Annotated in this window: 17 protein-coding genes, 1 pseudogene and 1 riboswitch; of the genes and pseudogenes, 16 read left to right on the top strand and 2 right to left on the bottom strand. The window is 44.1% G+C overall.

The features are described from left to right. Positions 1-112 precede the first annotated feature (112 nt). The 12 genes and pseudogenes from ACI3E5_RS06955 (at position 113) to ACI3E5_RS07010 (ending at position 12,016) form a co-directional block, all read left to right on the top strand. Complete coding sequence (locus tag ACI3E5_RS06955; RefSeq protein ID WP_005225537.1) at positions 113-724, top strand: hypothetical protein; 612 nt, start codon at positions 113-115, stop codon at positions 722-724. Between the two features lie 138 nt (positions 725-862). Continuing rightward, positions 863-1,633: pseudogene (locus ACI3E5_RS06960) on the top strand (C39 family peptidase). Positions 1,634-2,033: 400 nt separating this feature from the next. Further along, positions 2,034-3,002: a homoserine O-succinyltransferase gene (locus ACI3E5_RS06965; protein ID WP_010747802.1), complete on the top strand. Its 969-nt coding sequence runs from the start codon at positions 2,034-2,036 to the stop codon at positions 3,000-3,002. Continuing rightward, complete coding sequence (locus tag ACI3E5_RS06970; protein WP_375838489.1) at positions 2,992-4,191, top strand: MalY/PatB family protein; 1,200 nt, start codon at positions 2,992-2,994, stop codon at positions 4,189-4,191. Before ACI3E5_RS06965 ends, ACI3E5_RS06970 begins: the two co-directional genes overlap by 11 nt. Then, a complete protein-coding gene (locus ACI3E5_RS06975; RefSeq protein WP_498821141.1) occupies positions 4,181-5,275 on the top strand; it encodes an aminotransferase class I/II-fold pyridoxal phosphate-dependent enzyme in 1,095 nt (364 codons plus the stop codon). Before ACI3E5_RS06970 ends, ACI3E5_RS06975 begins: the two co-directional genes overlap by 11 nt. Positions 5,276-5,530: 255 nt before the next feature. Next, a complete protein-coding gene (locus ACI3E5_RS06980; RefSeq protein WP_498821139.1) occupies positions 5,531-6,361 on the top strand; it encodes a MetQ/NlpA family ABC transporter substrate-binding protein in 831 nt (276 codons plus the stop codon). Positions 6,362-6,412: 51 nt separating this feature from the next. Continuing rightward, positions 6,413-7,993, top strand: a complete 1,581-nt coding sequence (locus ACI3E5_RS06985; RefSeq protein ID WP_498821138.1) for an ABC transporter substrate-binding protein — start codon at positions 6,413-6,415, stop codon at positions 7,991-7,993. Positions 7,994-8,065: 72 nt separating this feature from the next. Next, positions 8,066-9,025, top strand: coding sequence for an ABC transporter permease (locus ACI3E5_RS06990; RefSeq protein ID WP_002307597.1), 960 nt, complete (start codon positions 8,066-8,068; stop codon positions 9,023-9,025). Next, positions 9,025-9,855: an ABC transporter permease gene (locus ACI3E5_RS06995; RefSeq protein WP_005234832.1), complete on the top strand. Its 831-nt coding sequence runs from the start codon at positions 9,025-9,027 to the stop codon at positions 9,853-9,855. The genes ACI3E5_RS06990 and ACI3E5_RS06995 overlap by 1 nt, the downstream gene beginning before the upstream one ends. Before the next feature lie 3 nt (positions 9,856-9,858). After that, on the top strand, positions 9,859-10,737 hold the full coding sequence (locus ACI3E5_RS07000; RefSeq protein ID WP_498821135.1) for an ABC transporter ATP-binding protein: 879 nt from the start codon (positions 9,859-9,861) through the stop codon (positions 10,735-10,737). Beyond that, positions 10,737-11,627 carry an ATP-binding cassette domain-containing protein gene (locus tag ACI3E5_RS07005; RefSeq protein ID WP_002316738.1) on the top strand — a complete coding sequence of 297 codons (891 nt, stop codon included), beginning with the start codon at positions 10,737-10,739 and terminating at the stop codon, positions 11,625-11,627. The genes ACI3E5_RS07000 and ACI3E5_RS07005 overlap by 1 nt, the downstream gene beginning before the upstream one ends. Next, a complete protein-coding gene (locus ACI3E5_RS07010; RefSeq protein ID WP_002307605.1) occupies positions 11,624-12,016 on the top strand; it encodes an OsmC family protein in 393 nt (130 codons plus the stop codon). The genes ACI3E5_RS07005 and ACI3E5_RS07010 overlap by 4 nt, the downstream gene beginning before the upstream one ends. Positions 12,017-12,071: 55 nt before the next feature. Here the strand turns inward: ACI3E5_RS07010 and ACI3E5_RS07015 are convergent, their stop codons facing one another. After that, positions 12,072-12,728 carry a Crp/Fnr family transcriptional regulator gene (locus ACI3E5_RS07015; protein WP_008378905.1) on the bottom strand — a complete coding sequence of 219 codons (657 nt, stop codon included), beginning with the start codon at positions 12,726-12,728 and terminating at the stop codon, positions 12,072-12,074. A 222-nt stretch (positions 12,729-12,950) separates the two neighbouring features. On the opposite strand from ACI3E5_RS07015, the gene ACI3E5_RS07020 reads away from it, so the two are divergent. From ACI3E5_RS07020 to ACI3E5_RS07035, 4 genes are all read left to right on the top strand, one after another. Further along, on the top strand, positions 12,951-14,216 hold the full coding sequence (locus ACI3E5_RS07020; RefSeq protein ID WP_375838486.1) for an MFS transporter: 1,266 nt from the start codon (positions 12,951-12,953) through the stop codon (positions 14,214-14,216). Between the two features lie 31 nt (positions 14,217-14,247). Further along, positions 14,248-14,430, top strand: coding sequence for a hypothetical protein (locus ACI3E5_RS07025; protein ID WP_005225550.1), 183 nt, complete (start codon positions 14,248-14,250; stop codon positions 14,428-14,430). Positions 14,431-14,661: 231 nt separating this feature from the next. Next, a riboswitch (THF riboswitch) is annotated at positions 14,662-14,763 on the top strand. 26 nt (positions 14,764-14,789) lie between these two features. Then, positions 14,790-15,320, top strand: coding sequence for a folate family ECF transporter S component (locus ACI3E5_RS07030; protein WP_005225551.1), 531 nt, complete (start codon positions 14,790-14,792; stop codon positions 15,318-15,320). A 130-nt stretch (positions 15,321-15,450) separates the two neighbouring features. Next, positions 15,451-16,677, top strand: a complete 1,227-nt coding sequence (locus tag ACI3E5_RS07035; protein ID WP_077452719.1) for a glycoside hydrolase family 3 protein — start codon at positions 15,451-15,453, stop codon at positions 16,675-16,677. Positions 16,678-16,750: 73 nt separating this feature from the next. Here the strand turns inward: ACI3E5_RS07035 and ACI3E5_RS07040 are convergent, their stop codons facing one another. Beyond that, positions 16,751-17,602, bottom strand: coding sequence for an Rgg/GadR/MutR family transcriptional regulator (locus ACI3E5_RS07040; protein WP_081116612.1), 852 nt, complete (start codon positions 17,600-17,602; stop codon positions 16,751-16,753). Positions 17,603-17,786: the final 184 nt, after the last annotated feature.

Below are 17,786 nucleotides of genomic sequence, written 5' to 3' on the forward strand. Positions count from 1 at the left end.
ATATAAACGGATGTTGAATAAACATTCGTTTTTTGTGTCTTGACACCTCGTGGAAATACCAGTAGAATAAGCAAGACAGAACTGTCATGACACATTGAAGGAGAGAGTATAAATGAAAAATCATTCCATTCGCCATTTAACGATCGCTGCATTGTTGATCGGCATGGGGATCGTCATTCCCATGGTAATGCCCAAAATCGTCATCGGACCAGCATCTTTTACCTTAGCTAGCCATGTGCCCGTCTTTGTGGCGATGTTCTTTTCACCTGCGATGGCGATCGCGGTAGCTTTAGGAACGACCTTTGGCTTTTTCTTAACACTGCCACCAATCATTGCTTTACGGGCATTGTCCCATGTTGTTTTTGCCGTCATCGGTGCCTTTTATTTACAGAAGCACCCAGATATTTTGCTGAAAAATGGCAAACCCTCTTTATTGAATATCAAATTTCAGAGCTTTAACTTGATTATCGGACTGATCCATTCTGCCGTAGAAATGGCAGTCGTTGCCGCCTTTTACTTCACAGGAAATGTACCAGGGACCGCATTCGATGGTAATTTCTACTATTTCTTGTTCGTTTTGATGGGGATCGGCGGTTTGATCCATAGCTTGATCGATTTCAATTTGGCTTATTTTGTTGCAGGTGCCTTAAGCAAACAATTTGATATTCGTTCGTTTTCAAAAGCAAAAGGACGCTTTATTCAGAAACAGAAGAAAGCGGCATAAGCGCCAGTTTGAATAGACCCGCTGCCTAAACGGGTCTATTTTTTTGTGTTTAGATTAAGAAAATACTCCTTCCTAAAAAGTTTATTATAGTGAAATAATAAACAGAAATAAGTTATAATATACAAGAGGAGGAAGTAGATGAAGAAGAAAAAGTTAAAACGGTTACTTTTAGGTATGTTCGTCTTGATGCTCTTCTTTCTGCTGATTTTTTATGACAGTAAGAACGGGCAGTCCCCCTTTGAAAAGATAGAGGATGAATTGACACTAGCACTTTCGGATGAAGAACAAACACCAGAGCCTGAATACAGTGAGGTTATTCAATTGGATGTTCCGTTAGAAAATCAATTCGATGAAGTGGCGTTAGGGAACGGCTGTGAGGTAACGGCTTTATCGATGCTCTTGAATTTTTACGGATTTGATACCAATAAAAATCAATTGGCGGAAGAATTAGCGTATGTTCCGCTTTATGAGGATTATTATCACCATGGAGATCCACGAGAAGGCTTTGTTGGAAACATCTATGGCGGCGATAGTGCGATGGGGGTTGACGTAGAACCGATCACCGATGTCGCCGAAAGGATTGTAAAAGAGTAATACGAAGTCGTTAGTGGACGAGACAAAAGCTTTGATGAGATCGTCAAAGTACTACAATCTGGGAAACCAGTTTGGATGATTGCGACGTTAGAATTACAAGTACCTACCGATGCGGATTTCTTTCAATGGAATACCCAAAATGGCGAAATCCTTGTGACGGCATTGGTCCATTCGGTGGTGATCACTGGCATCGATGGTGATACGATGTATGTCAACGACCCTTATGGGCATAAGGATCGTGAAGTCAGCAAAGAAGACTTAGCAGCGATCTATGAAAAAATGGGTCAGCAATACTTATATTTAGAAGAAATCTAAGAAAAACCCCTAACTTGCCGTTGACAGTAAATGAAAAAACAATTATAATTTTTTAAAATTAAACAAAGAAATCGATAACGTTGAAGAGAAGAGTAGCAGATCAACAAAGGTACAGAGACTCCGGTTGGTGAAAAAGGAGACATGCGGTGATCAGTGAAGATGAACTCTGAGTTTTTTTGTTGGTTCACGCCAGCAAAACGGCATGCGCCCGTTACAGCGCCAAGTATCATAGTGTACTGTTGAGGTGTTATTTGTGAGAATAGCACGAATTAGGGTGGTAACGCGCATCAAGTCGTCCCTTTTATCCGTAAGGATAAAAGGGCGGCTTTTTTTGTTTTTTCACAGCTGAAACTATTCGCCTTTTCTTCAACAAGAAATTTAACTGTAAGGAGTTGAAGCAATGCCGATCATTATTCCCAAAGAACTACCCGCTGCAGCGGTCCTGCAAAAAGAAAATGTTTTTGCCTTACTGCAGCATAAAGCGGCGAAACAAGAGATTCGTCCCTTGAAGATCGCAATCGTCAATTTGATGCCGAAAAAGATCGCCACAGAAAATCAATTGCTGCGCCTGCTTTCCCAAAGTCCGCTGCAAATTGAAGTAACTTTACTGAAAATGAAGTACCACGAAAGTAAAAACACGTCTGTCGATCACATGGAAAAGTTTTATCAAGAATTCTCAGTGATCCAGTCCCAACGATTCGACGGCTTGATCATCACTGGTGCCCCTGTTGAAAAAATGGCCTTTGAAGCCATTGATTATTGGCAAGAACTGCAAGAGATCATGGATTGGAGCCAGACGAATTGCACTTCAGTCCTGCATATTTGTTGGGGGGCACAAGCTGGTCTTTATTACCATTATGGTATCGACAAAGTGTTGTACCCAAGCAAATTGTTCGGTGTCTTCGAACAAGCAGTCACGCATTTTCATCCGCTCGTTCGCGGTTTTGACGACGTCTTTTATACGCCCCATTCGCGCTATACTGGCATCGATGAAGGCCAGCTCGCCCAGGCGCCTTTAGAAATCTTGGCAGCGGGTGTTGAAACTGGGCCTTCCATCTTCGTATCAGAAGATCATAAAAATGCCTTCTTGCTAGGTCATTTTGAATACCACACAACGACCTTGAATGAAGAGTACTTGCGAGACATGGAACGGGGCTTAGCTACCGCATTGCCCAAAAATTACTTTGCCTATGACCGTTTAGGCGGAAAAATTACCAACCGTTGGCGGGGACATGCCTCTTTGTTTTTCAGCAATTGGATCAATGAAACCTATTTGCGAACACCGTATGACCTGTCCGTCACGCCGACGAAAGAAGGTTACCGAATTGGCAGTGAGCCAGAAGGTCGGGTGAGTATCAATGACGATTGAGCATTTTCTCTCCCACTATGCTAGACAGCGAAAAGGCACTGATTCTTTAAAATGGGATCTTGTGGATCAACGGTTCCAAGGAGAAAAGCTTTTGCCTTTATGGGTAGCTGACATGGATTTTGCTGCGCCAAAGGCAGTGGAAGAAGCCTTGCAGCAACTGGTTGTTCAAGGAACCTTTGGCTATGCGATTCCCCCCTCAGGCTATTTTTTAGCCTATCAAGCTTGGCAAGATCGCCACTGGGGGACGAAATTCGAAGAAAAATGGCTCTCGTTTTCCACAGGGGTCGTCCAATCTTTGGTTGATTTGCTTCATTGTTTCACAGAACCAGACGATGGCATCTTGATCCAGCCGCCCGTCTATTATCCCTTTTTTGACAGCATCAAAGAGACGAAAAGGCGCTTGATAGAAGCACCCTTACAAAAGGTGGGGAATTCTTATCAAATCGATTTTGCTGCTTTTGAAGGCAAAATCATTGAAGAAAAAGTGAAACTATTTATTCTCTGCTCCCCCCACAATCCAGTAGGGCGGGTCTGGCAAGAGAAAGAACTGCATCAGTTATTGGCCATTTGCCAAAAACATGAGGTTGTCGTGATCGCCGACGAGATCCATTGTGAGCTGATACTCGGTGAGCAGCAATTTGTTTCAGCCGTGACAGTGGCAAAGGGGTTCGGCTTTGAGAAGCTGATCGTTCTGGATTCGCCCTCAAAAACCTTCAACTTAGCAGGATTATTGCTCTCTCATGTTTGGATTCCTGATTTAGAGATGCGCAGAGCCTATCAGGCGTGGTGCCGACAATACAAGCAGACGGAAGTTAATCGTTTGGGATTGGTGGCTGCGAAAGCCGCGTATGAATCGGGGGATCAATGGCTAGATGACCTGCTTTTGGTGATTGCTGCCAATGAACAAATGGTCCGCCAGCAACTGCAAGAAGCATTTCCCAAAATTGAGCTCCTGCCATTAGAAGGAACCTATCTTCTCTGGGTCGATCTGCGGCAAGTCATTGCCAAAGAACGAACCAAGCACGTGATCCAAGATACTGCCGGTCTGGCAGTCGACTATGGGGAATGGTTTTCACAAGACGGTCAGGGCTTGATTCGTCTGAATCTTGCGACAACACCGACGATCATTCAAGAAGCCCTTGATCGCATGATCGAGGCAATCAAAAAGGAGGAACGACATGACGATTGATACAGCAACTTTTCTGGCACAATTAGGCAATCATTCGGATCAGCAAACTGGGGCGATCAGCCCACCGATCTATCTTTCCACGACCTTTGCTCATCCCGAGTTAGGGCAAAGTACAGGCTATGATTATACCCGTACCAAAAACCCGACCCGTGATATCTTAGAAGCAGGTCTTGCTGAATTAGAAAAAGGAGCTCGGGCAGTAGTGACCAGCTCTGGCATGAGTGCGATTGCTTTGATTTTTGACTTATTTACCAGCGGGAGTCGCTTTTTGGTTTCTCGTGATTTGTATGGCGGTAGCTTTCGCTACTTTGCGGAATTGGAAAAAAGCCAACGGGCATTCTTCGATACCTTCAGCACTGTAACAGAATTAAGTGAAAAACTAACTGACGAGGTAACGGCTGTCTTTTTAGAGACCCCAACGAATCCTTTGATGACCGTGACGGATATTGCTGAAACCGCCAAGCTTACTCACGACCATGGGGCGCTACTGATCGTAGATAATACCTTTTTGACGCCATTACGACAGCTGCCCTTAGAAGAAGGCGCGGATCTAGTGATCCATTCAGGCACCAAGTTCTTATCAGGTCACAATGATATTTTGGCTGGCGTCGTCATCGCCAAAGATGCGCAAGTAGGGGAGCGCTTGAATTATTTAGCCAATACTTCAGGCCCGACCTTGAGCAGCTTTGATACGTGGTTATTTATCCGAAGTTTAAAGACGCTGCCGTTGCGCTTTGAACGACAGGAAGCCAACGCCAAGGAAGTCGGCCGCTTTTTACGAGCCCATCCGGCGATCAAAGAGGTGCTTTATCCGAACGCCGGCGCGATGATCAGTATTCGGGTGCTTGATGAAACCAAAATCAGCGGCTTTTTAGCAGCATTACAGGTCTTTACCTTTGCGGAAAGCCTAGGTGGTGTGGAAAGTCTCATCACGTATCCAACGACACAGACCCACGCGGATATTCCTCAAGAGGTACGAGAATCTTATGGGTTGACGCCGGATCTTTTACGGATCTCCATTGGGATCGAAAGTAGTAAAGATTTGATCGATGACTTAGAAAATGCACTGAAGATATTCAAATAACCCGACCACAGATCAGCTAGTTAAAAACTTACTTTTGTAGAGTAATTTTATTGACAGTTTTAGTTGTATAGGATAAAGTTACACTACATATGAATAGTGAGTCCGATGTTTTCGGTTGACGGCAACAGGCATTTGCCATTTCTCTTTTGAAAAAACAATTTGTTTTGAGAAACAGAGGTGAAATTGGTCTAGTTGAGCAATACGTCAAGAAAACGGGACGATTGATCTGAGGAGGGAACAAAAGGGGAAAAAGGGATGAAAAGAAACGTAGTAAAGGGATTGGCAACAGGGGCTCTTGGATTGCTGGCATTGTTCAGCTTCGCCGCTTGCGGCAGCAGTCAAGCAGATGAGGAATCCACCGTTGTCAAATTGGGTGTCGTGGGTGAGCAAAACGAAGCCTGGGAACATGTGCAGGAAGAATTGAAGGAAAACGAAAATATCGACTTGCAATTGGTGAAATTCACCGATTATCGTCAGCCAATCGTGGCGCTTGAGGATGGCTCAATTGACCTTCACGCAGCATTGACGGAGATTTTTATGGACAATGTCAACGAAGAAAGTGGTTATTCCAACACGACGATTGCCTATACGACATTAAACCCACTTGGTATTTATTCCGATAAAATCACCGATGTCAACGAATTGGCAGATGGTGCTACGGTGGCTTTACCCAATGATGTCTCAAATGAGAGCCGTGCACTATTACTCTTACAGACCGCCGGTTTGATCACTTTGGATGAATCAAAAGGTTTACTGCCAACAACCAGTGATGTCATTGACAATCCCAAAGCCCTGAAATTTGAGCTACTTGACTCCAATCAAACTGCTCGGGCAATGACCGATGTCGACATTTCTTTGATCAATAATGGCATGGCCGTCGATGCTGGTTTGGTTCCTACAGAAGATGCGATTTTCTTAGAACCTGTGGCTGACTCCACCACGCCCTATTATAATGTCATTGCTGCGCGAGCAGACGAAGCAGAAAATGATGTGTACCAAACGGTCGTAGCGTATTATCAGACCGATGAAGTAAAAGCAATTATTGACGAAGTTACCAAGAAATCAAGTATCCCTGTTTGGGAATAAAAAGCAAAAAATCTACTATAATTATATAGGAACAGGAAGTAGGATGGAAAAATGATCAATTGGAAAAAAGGTTTAGCAAGTGTTGCCGTCGTCGGACTAGGATTAGTTCTAGCAGCCTGCGGTGGATCAAATACAGAGGAAACGGCAAGCAGCAGTGCAGCTGGTGCTGGCGATGATTCAACATTCACTTATGCGATCAGCGGGGACCCATCGTCCACTAACCCGATCAACACCAGTGATCGTTGGGGATTGACAGTGACAAACATGATCTATTCTCCACTAGTTACAGTGGAAGCAGACGGAACAACACAAAATGCGTTGGCAGAATCAGTGGAACCAGCTGAAGACGGCCTTTCATTGACAGTACATTTGAAACAAGATGTGAAATGGTCAGATGGCGAAGACTTTACCGCCGATGACGTTGTTTTCACATATGAACAAAAAGTCAAAAAAGAAAATGGCAATGCCGATTCCCTTTGGGTCGACGACCAACCAATCGCGATCGAAAAAGTGGATGAATACACCGTCAAATTCGTGTTGCCGACACCGAGTGCGGCAGCGATCAGCAATATTGCAACCGAAACATACATCATTCCCGAGCATATCTTTAAAGATGTTACCGACTTCTCTGTCAGTGAACTGCCTGAAAAACCAGTCGGCACTGGTCCGTATCAACTGAAAGAATACAAACGTGGTGAGTACTTTACTTTTGAAGCCAATGAAAACTATTATGGCGGCAAGCCTTCGATTCAAAATGTGACGTTGCGCATCATCGAAAGTACCGATACTGCGAAAGTCGCTTTGCAAAAAGGGGAAGTGGATGCAGCCGTTGTCTTGCCTTCAGATATTGAAGACTTAGATGATGAGCAGATCTCTGTTTATCCTTATACTGAAAACCGTGTTGGTTATCTAGGCTTGAACACTCACTCAGATGCTTTGCAAGATGTGAAAGTTCGACAAGCAGTTCTCTATGCGTTGAACAAAGATGAATTAAATCAAGCAGCATATTTAGATGAAGAGTATTATGCAACACCATATTCATTCTTGCCACCGAACAACCCATACGTCACTGATGATGTTGAAAAATATGAGACGAATGCTGAAAAAGCAAAAGAACTTTTACAAGAAGCTGGGGTGACTGATTTGTCATTGAATTTGGCTTTCAACTCAACCGATCCAGCCCAAACGATCCAAGCTACGTTGATCCAACAACAATTGCAACAAGCAGGCATAACGGTTACACTTGAAGGTGGCGATGGTACAGCGATCTTTACCGAGTTGAAGAAACCTGATTCAACGAAGTACAACTTATTCCTTGGCGGGTATATCATGGGAAATGACCCTGACTTATACGGCAGTCTATTTGAAACTGGCGGTAGTGCCAACTACTTCCAAAGCAATAGCGAAACCATTGACAATTTGTTTGCCCAAGCAGCAGTTGAATTAGACACGGACAAACGTGAAGCATTGTATGATGATTTGCAAAAGGCCATTGCTGACGAAGCGATCATTTACCCAATCGTTGACAACAAGAAAATCCTAGCGGTCAATAACCGAATTGGTAATGTAGAAGATGCAGGTTTGATCCCAATCTATACATTCGAAGATATGTCTAAATTGACAATCAAGTAAATCCATTGGCTGTGATAAAGAGGAATCTTTTTTATCACAGCTTTTTTCTATGAAAAAGAAAGTAGGTCAGTTATGTTTCGATACATTGCAAAACGAGTATTGCAAGCAATCCCTTTGCTGTTTGTGATCTCTTTTATCGTTTTTTCACTTATACATATCGCACCGTATGATGTGATCGACTCCATCACGACACCCAATATGTCGCAAGAGCAAATCGATCTTTTGCGGCAGCGCTATGGCTTGGATCAACCCTTTTTGGTTCAATATTTTCTTTGGATCAGAAATGTTCTTACTGGTAATCTTGGCTTTTCGTTGGTTTCTCAAAGCAGCATTTCACAGGAACTTGCCACTCGGATCCCGAATACGATGCGGCTAGTGATCCCTGCTTATTTGACCGCTTTATTGCTGGCGATCATTTTAGGTCTGTTAGCCGCTGCCAACAAAGGAAAGATTTGGGATCGGATCATTGACGCTGTGGCATCTCTAGGGATCGCCGTGCCGACCTTCTGGTTTGCGATGATCTTGATTTATGTATTTGGTTACTTATTGAATATGTTCCCAATCATTGGCATGTATACAGTCGGCAAAGAAGGGGATTTTGGCGATTTTCTGCAGCACTTTATTTTGCCTTATATCACATTGACTGTCGCCTTCTTCCCAGATTTGACAAGGTATATTCGGGCATCAGCGACTCAGCAAGTATCAGAAGACTACGTGATGGTGCAACGGGCATTCCACGCCAGCAAATGGCAGATCTTCAGTCGTCACATTAGTCGCAATATTTTGATTCCCGTTGTCACCCAAATCGGCTTGGCGTTACCGATGTTAGTTACCGGTGCGATCATTACAGAAACGATCTACGGCTGGCCAGGCGTCGGACCTTACTTGATGAGTGCAACGAAAAGCCTCGATTATCCTGTGATTATGGCGATCATGCTGCTGTCAGCAACACTGGTCATCTTAGGGAATTTGTTAGCGGATGTATTATATTCCGTGGTTGATCCACGTATCCGTAAAGGAGGGAGCAAGTAATGAAACGTTTCAAAAAAATCAGTGAAGTCATGCTTGCTTCGCCCATCTATACTTTTTCTGTCGTTTTCTTGACGTTATTGATTATTTTGTCGCTTGTTGCACCTTTGATCCCGATCGATCCCAATGCAACGGATGTCAGCAACATGTCACAGCCACCGAGTTGGTCTCATTTATTTGGGACTGATGAAGTGGGGCGGGATTACTTTATTCGGGTCGTCTACGGCGGTCGGGTGTCCTTGTTTGTAGGTGTGTTGGCAATGATCACTGCGACGTTTATCGGGACCCTTGTCGGTCTTGTTTCTGGCTACTTTGGCGGATGGATCGATAACTTGCTGATGCGGCTCGTCGATGTGTTGTCATCGATTCCTTGGCTGGTGTTAGTGATCGTTTTGAGCGTCTTTTTACGTCCTGGACTAACCACGATCATTATTGTGATCGGCGGCTTCTCCTGGATGAACATCGCTCGTTTGATTCGTGGTGAAACGTTAGCAGCGAAAGAACGGGAGTATGTTGCTTACGGGAAATTTATCGGCCGTTCTTCATTCAGTATTATCGTGAAGCATGTTTTCCCAGCAGTACTGCCAACCTTGATCGTTGCGGCATCCGCAAGTATTTCTGGGGCGATCATGACCGAATCAGCGTTGAGCTTCCTCGGATTAGGGATTCAGCAGCCGATGGCTTCGTGGGGCAGTCTGTTGCAAAATGCGCAAAACAGCTTGCAGCGGGCACCATACATGGCGATCCTTCCAGGGCTCTTTGTTATTTTCACCATCTATTCCTTCAACAACATCGGCGACATGATCAAACATGTCTTGCAAAGGGAGGTGTGACCGATGAAGACAGAATTATTAGCGATCGAAGCGTTGAATGTGACGTTTCACAGCAAAACCGGTCCGAAACCGTTAGTCAAAAAGCTGGATCTAGTGATTCCAAAAGGCAAAGTGGTTGGGATCGTCGGCGAATCTGGTAGTGGCAAAAGTATGACCATGAAAAGTGTCATGGATCTTTTGCCTGATAAGGTGACCGATCACTATGCCAGTTATACATTTGAAGGAGCAGCAGTGACCGATCGTCGAACATTACCGATCGCCATGATTTTTCAAGACCCGATGACTTCGTTGAATCCTTTGCGTACGATTGGCTATCATTTGATCGAAGTGATTCGCCGCTCACAAAAAGTATCGAAAAAAGCAGCTCAAGAAATCGCCGCCAAAGAGTTAGAAAAAGTCGGCATACCTTTTCCAGCGCAACGCATGAAACAATATCCCCACGAGCTATCAGGGGGGATGCGTCAGCGGGTGATGATCGCCATGGCTTTATTGGCGCAACCGAAATTGCTGATCGCAGATGAACCGACGACGGCTTTAGATGTGACGATCCAAGCACAGATTTTGGCCTTGATCAAAAACCTGCAAAGAGAGAACCAGCTTTCCGTCGTCCTTGTGACCCATGACTTTGGGGTCGTTGCAGGAATGTGCGACTTTATTAAAGTGATGTATCAAGGCCGAGTCGTGGAAGAAGGCACCACGGAAGAGATCTTTTATCAACCTGCGCATCCTTATACGAAACAATTATTGCAAGCGGCCCATTTAGGCGACAAGCATGCCGAATTAAAAGTCTTTGACTATCATGAGACATTGGCAGATGAGTTGCAAGAAACGCAGTTATCTAAGACCCATCGCGTTTGGCGCAATCAGGAGGTGACAGAATAATGGAAGAACTGATTCGCGTAGAACATGCGACGAAAACCTTTCGCAGCAAAAACTGGCGTGGCACTGTCAGTGAAGTCCGAGCGGTCGAAGATGTCAGTCTAACGATCCATCGGGGCGAGACATTGGGGCTAGTAGGGGAATCTGGGAGTGGGAAAACCACTTTAGGACGCAGTATTTTAAATTTAGAGACCTTAACAAGCGGGGAGATTTTCTTCGAAGGCAAAGAGCTAACAGCATTGACGGCAGAAGATCGCAAAGCAGCGTATCAGCAAATGCAGATCATTTTCCAAGATCCGTATTCATCATTGAATCCCCGCATGACGGCACTTGAACTGGTGATGGAGCCGTTGTATCATGAAACGAAAGATGCTGCCCGAGCGAAAGCCAAAGAAATCTTAGCGATCGTCGGGATCACGGGTGATGATGTCCATAAACTGCCCCGCAGTTTCAGCGGCGGACAACGACAACGGATCGGCATCGCTCGTGCGGTGGTCAATCGCCCGGCGTTCGTCTTGTGTGATGAACCGACTTCGGCATTAGATGTCTCCATTCAGGCTCAGATTATACAATTGCTGCTGCGTCTGCAAAAAGAGTTTTCGTTGTCTTATTTGTTCATTTCCCATGACTTGTCCGTGATTCGTCATATCAGTGACCGAACAGCCGTCATGTATCAAGGGAAATTAGTTGAATTGGCACCCACCGACCGTTTGTTTGACAATCCGCTGCATCCTTACACGAAGAAATTATTAGCAGCAGCGCCGATCGCTGATCCTGTGTTAGCAAGAGGTGCGATGGAACAAACGGAAATTCAAAGCACGATTACTTTGACACCATTGTATGAATGGGTCGAAGTTGAACCAGATCATTTTGTGAGGAGAGAAAAACGATGACAGTAGAAACATTGACGATCCATCAAGGAAGCGACAAACTTGAAATGACGACCCCAACTGGCAATTGGGTGTTAGCACGGGAAAAAGGCTATTCGCCAGTCCAAATGCTGGTGAGTGCAGTCGCTGCTTGCGGCGGCTATGTATACGCATCCGTCCTAGAGAATTCAAAAATTACAGCAGAAATCGAAAAGATCGAAGTCAGCTATGACCGGGACGACAACAAAAAAGCCCAACCAGTCAGTGCCATCCACATTCAGTTTTATGCGAAAATCGCTGAAGCCGACCATGACAAAGCGACCCGTTGCCTAAAACTCGTTTCACCAAATTGCCCCGTGATCCAATCATTAGATCCAGCGATCGAAGTGACGGAAACAGTGACGTTTATTTAATCGAAAAAGACTTTGTGTGCCTGAAACCAATAGGCGTGCAAAGTCTTTTTTTTGATCAATAAATAATATTCTCCCGAATAAAGTCGATATCTGTCACTAATAGTTTGCGATCGACACTTTTTAGGGCGCCAGATTCTCGTAATTTTTGCATCATTCGATTGACACTGCTGGCAGAGGTAATGCCGCAAAAGCGAGCGATCTCCTCATTGGTGACTTCAAAGTCAATCAAGACACCATCTGTTGTCTGGATTCCGAACGTTTCATACAGCTCATTGATTTGGGTACAGACAGCACCAAATTTGCCGTTCATCAGCATTTGCTGCATCTTTTTCATCGTATCCATCAAGTTTCTTCGATAATACTCTTTGACATAATCCTGCAGCAGACGGTCACGATTGACATCTGCCCAAAATTGATCCCGCACGATTTTGTATAATTCGGCTTCTTCTGATTCAACCCGCACATTAAAAGGGGCTTCGACTTCTTGAGAGGATTCGTCTTTAAACAAAGAGACGATCTCAAAATCCGTCAAATAGCGCAAGTTGAATTCGCGCCCTTCATGGGTCACTACGCTAGTTTTGATGATGCCTTTTTTTAAAATATAGACGTACCGATCCGGGATGCCTTCATATGTCAAGTAACTCTTTTTCTTACGGATAACGACCGGTATTGCTTGTTTTTCTAAATAATCACGTAATATCTGTTTCTCCACCCACGTTACTCCTTCACTTCATGCCAACCCAACATTTTCTGAAAAAAATCTGAAATTTCCTCTATTCATGCTTCATTAAAAGACATTTCTGGTGAAAAAGCAATAACAAATGTTAATGTTTCTTGTTAATGCTCTTTTTTAACAGCAAAAGCGCATTTCAAGCAGAGGAAGTTTCGGTATAGTAAAACGCATCACAGCACAAACAGGAGGAATGGAAGAAACATGTCAGATAGGGAAACCAATCAAGAAGGAGTCGTCAGCTCGTTGCCGACAACTAAAAATGAAAAACTATGGAACAAAGGGTTTATCACGATTACCTTGATCAATTTTATCGTCTTTCTCGTGTATTATTGTTTTGTCGTCATCACCGCGAAATTTGCCACGCAGGAGTTAGGGGCATCCACTGCACAAGCTGGCTTGGCAGCGGGGATCTATATTATCGGGACCTTGATCGCTCGCTTGTATGTTGGGAAAATTTTAGAATTAGTTGGTCGTAAAGCCGTTTTGCGCTGGGGGATATTGTTTTATGTCATTACCACCGCTACTTATTTGGTCTCAGTCAACATTTATATTTTAGATGCGGTGCGCTTTTTCAATGGCTTTGCTTATGGTGCCGTCTCGACTGCGGCTAATGCGATCGTCACCGCTTATATCCCAGCTTCCAAACATGGCGAAGGGATCAATTACTATGGATTAAGTACTAGTTTAGCAGCGGCGGTCGGACCTTTTATTGGTATGCTATTACTACCGACGGTCGGCTTTGATTTCATTATTTGGTTAGCAACTATTTTATCGATCGCAACAGCCATCGCTTGTTTCTGGTTCCCGGTCAAAAACATCCCATTGACGGAAGAACACAAAGCACAGCTGCAAAAATGGTCCATCAAAAGTTTTGTCGAACCAAAAGTCTTTTTCATTTCTGGGATTGCCTTTTTGATCGGGTTGGCTTATTCCAGCGTTCTCGGCTTCTTGTCGATCTACGCCAGTGACCTTGGGTTGGAAACGGCCGGTGCCTTTTTCTTCATCGTCTATGCACTTTCTGTGACCTTCACACGGCCAATGACGGGCAAACTGTTTGACCGCCATGGCGCAGATGCGGTCATGTATCCCAGCTTTCTATTCTTGACCCTTGGTCTTTTCTTATTGAGTATTACTGGCAACAGCTGGATGTTGTTGCTTGCGGGTTGCTTTGTCGGCTTGGGCTATGGCACCTTCATGTCCAATGGCCAAGCTGTCTGTCTGAAAGAAGTCGATCCTCACCGAGTCGGCGTAGCGCTCTCCACTTATTTCATCGGGCTGGATCTCGGCTTAGGCGTAGGTCCCTATGCATTAGGAAGCTTACACGGTCTGTTTGATTATTCGCAAATCTACATCTTATGCGGACTGATCCCAGTCGTCGTTCTTGTTTTATACAAATTGTTTTATAAAACGAAACGCGCAGTTGCCGCCGTTGGTACGATGAATCAGCCAATCAACGAAGAAGACTAACCTCAACCATTACAAAAAGGAGTGTTTCACCATGGATAACAATCAATTGATTATTGAAGCATTGAACAAATTAGTAACGAATATCAACGAATTGAATGAAGAAATGCATGCCATGAAAGAGGTTACCGCAACAATGACCCATGAACAGCTTGCTATCGATCATCAATTACGCGACATCAAATCGGTATTGATCAATGACAATCTGATTGGGTAAATTGTCATAAGGCTTGAAAGGAAACAAGAAACAGGAATGAACGCTTTTTTTGAGAATGTTTGCTGCTCACTTACTGGTGGCAGAAAGATTCACATGAGAAAAGCGTTTTTTTGATGCACAAAAAAAGAAAAGCGAACATTGGCAGATTTTGTACAAGAAAATAAGCAAGAAAAATTGTAGCAGTCCGCGCTTGTATGCTATAGTGTTTCTGGGTAGCAATACCTAAAAAAAATCAGAGTAGGAAATAAAGCGTTAAGTGCTGAAAGGATGGGATGTTGCCTTTCGGACGAAGAACGATCATTCGTTCGCGGTTTTATTTTCGCATTCGCTGCATGAATTTGTAGCAACTCTAAAAGGAGATGCTCGCTATGAAAAGAAAAGTCGATGCACACATGATTGCGGTCATGGGACTTTTGATTGCCTTAATGGTCGTCTTGTCGCAAATCTTGGGGTTTGAAACCTCCTATATCAAAATCACATTTTCCTTTGTACCACAGCTGATCATGGGTATGCTGTTTGGTCCGTTCTGGACAGCAGTTGGCTCCTCATTAGCCGATATCGCAGGAATGGTGATTTTTCCAAAATCAGCCTACTTTTTCGGCTTTACCATCAATGCCTTCGTTGGTGGACTGATTTATGGCTACTTCTTTTATCGGAAAGAAGTCACATTAAAACGAGCGGCGATGGTCGTCTTGTTAAATACACTTTTAATAACCTTGATCTTAACACCGATCTGGTTAGCTATGATGCTGAATATTCCTTTGACAAGCTGGGCGATCTGGTCGGTCCGCTTGCTAAAAGCAGTCATCATGTTCCCGATACAAACTGCGTTGATTTACATCGTAGGGCGTGCGGTACCATACAAACGGCTGATCCGACGGTTCGTTTAACGAGTAAAAAAGAACGATAACATCCATTGAAGTGAATCATCTGCGAATATTTCGTCAGTGGTTCACTTTTTTCTTTCTAAGGATTGGCTTAATCATTCTCAATAACTTGTTTAGAGGGGAAGGGGAACCTATGAATAAAAAAGGACTCGCTATGGGACTGTTTCTTTTCTTGGTCTTAGCAGCAATGGGAGGGATGAAGTGGATGATAGAACAGCAAAAACAGCAAACCGAAGAGCCAGCCATGATCCAGCAAAGTAGCTTGAGGGACGAAACACAGGAAGAAAGCAGGGAAAGTCAGGAACCCACCTCAGTTTCCACGTCAACTTCTGTTTCAACTTCCACGCAAGAACAGCCAGAAGAGGCAATAGCAGAAAAAATCGCCACGATGAGTTTGGAGGAAAAGGTCGGGCAATTGTTTTTTGTGCGTGTGCCAGAAAGCAATCAAATCGAAGAGCTTCAAAAGTATCACTTTGGTGGCTATCTGTTATTCGGCCGTGATACCGAAAATGAGACGGCGGCGAGCTTGAAACAGAAAATTTCAGATTACCAAGCAGCCAGCGCCATCCCGCTGTTAATCGGTATGGATGAAGAAGGGGGCACAGTGACTCGCATCAGCCGCAATCCGAACCTTACGGATCAGCGTTTTCTCTCACCACAACAGCTGTATGCCCAAGGTGGATGGTCAGCGATCGAAGAAGATACAGCAAAGAAAGCGGAAATTTTAAAAGCTTACGGCATCAATGCTGGGCTGTTTCCCGTTGCCGATGTTTCCACTGATCCGCAGTCCTTTATCTACGACCGAACCATTGGCATGGATGCGCAGGGCACGAGTGCGTTTGTAGAACGTGTGGTTCAAGTTTTACAGAAACACCACGTTGGGTCTACCTTGAAGCATTTTCCTGGCTATGGCAATAATCGTGACTCGCATGTCGAAATCGTCACCGATGACCGCCCGCTATCTGCACTGCGGGAAACGGATTTTCTGCCTTTTGCCGCAGGGATCAAAGCTGGTGCCGATAGTATTTTGGTCGCCCATACGATCGTCAATAGTATCGATAAGACCGTACCCGCCTCTATTTCAAAACCCGTGCATGAGCTGCTGCGAAATGAATTGCATTTTAAAGGGGTCATCATGACGGATGACTTGGATATGGCAGGACTTTCTGAGTTCATTCCGCAAAAAGAAGCCGCATTACAGGCGTTGCAGGCGGGAAATGATCTAGTGATCTCCTCTACCTATCAAGAACAGATTCCTTTTGTGGTACAAGCGGTTGAAGATGGCCGCTATTTAGAAGCTGATTTGAATGCTTCCGTCAAACGGGTCTTGCTCTGGAAAGAAGCATTGCATTTACTTTAAGAAAAAAATAAACCTGCTGTTTCCTCCGTGTAAGAGAGTCGTTCTCTTACTGAGAGGAAGCAGCAGGTTTTTTTTAGATACTCTGAGCCAGTGCCTCTAATTCTTTGGCAAAGGCTTCTTGCCCAATAAAACGCAGATAATCCAGTGCTTTTTCAATCGTGGCCATTCCCAGCGTACGATCTCCTTGAAACAAGGCGTAGATGCCTTCGAAATAACGAATCATCAAGCGGATACGATCATTGTCCGGCGGCAGGTGATCGGCTAGATACGTCAGCACATGCGCCAACTCGGCAGGTTTTTTGCGATCGATAAACAAGAAAGCCGCATTCGTCAGCAATTTTGTGTAGATTTGATAATTGATACTTAACGCATTGCTGTAAAAAATTTTTTTATTCAGGTGTTTCATTTGATACAAGATGTACTCGTCAGAAAAGAGGAAGAGCAGATTGGTAAATAAGGAGATTTCAAATTTTCCCCACGTGTCGATGCGTTCCAAGTATTTCTTGATGGTCGCTTCGATGATGCGCCGTTCTTCCTCGTCGGTAACCACGCCTTTTTTCTCTAAAATCAAAAAGAATTGACTATACAGGACATAATAGAAGAAATCCTTCGTGGTTTTATACAGCGCTTGGGCTTTGTTGATCAAAGAGAGGACTTCAGAATACTTGCTTTCATAGTAAGCGGTGGTCAACTGTTTGGATAGCTGCTTTTTCTCGCTGACTTGATTGTCATCCAAGCGATACTCAAATTCCTCCAAAGTGACATTTAAGCGGTCCAAATATTGGTGCAAAATATCAAAGGCGATGCGGTGCCCTTTTTGTTCAAAGGTTGCCAGTGTACTGCGTTCTGAAATGTTCTCAACCAATTTTCGCTGTGAGATATTTCGTTCCGTTCGTAACTCTTTTAACAAGTCATTGGCCTTCAAAAAATCCCTCCTAAAAAAAGTGGACGGAAAAATAGTCCAAATATGTTACAGCTTTATTTTGCGGGTAAACTTGAAGAAAGTCAATTAAAGGAGGAGAAATGGATGTTTGATTTTTTTAGTTTTCCCTGGGAAGTTGTAGAACTAATGGCTAACGTTTTTTCTTTCTTCAAATAATCGATCCTTT

It is taken from the genome of Candidatus Enterococcus avicola, from assembly GCF_047470845.1.
In the GTDB taxonomy this organism is placed as follows: Bacteria; Bacillota; Bacilli; order Lactobacillales; family Enterococcaceae; genus Enterococcus_D; species Enterococcus_D casseliflavus.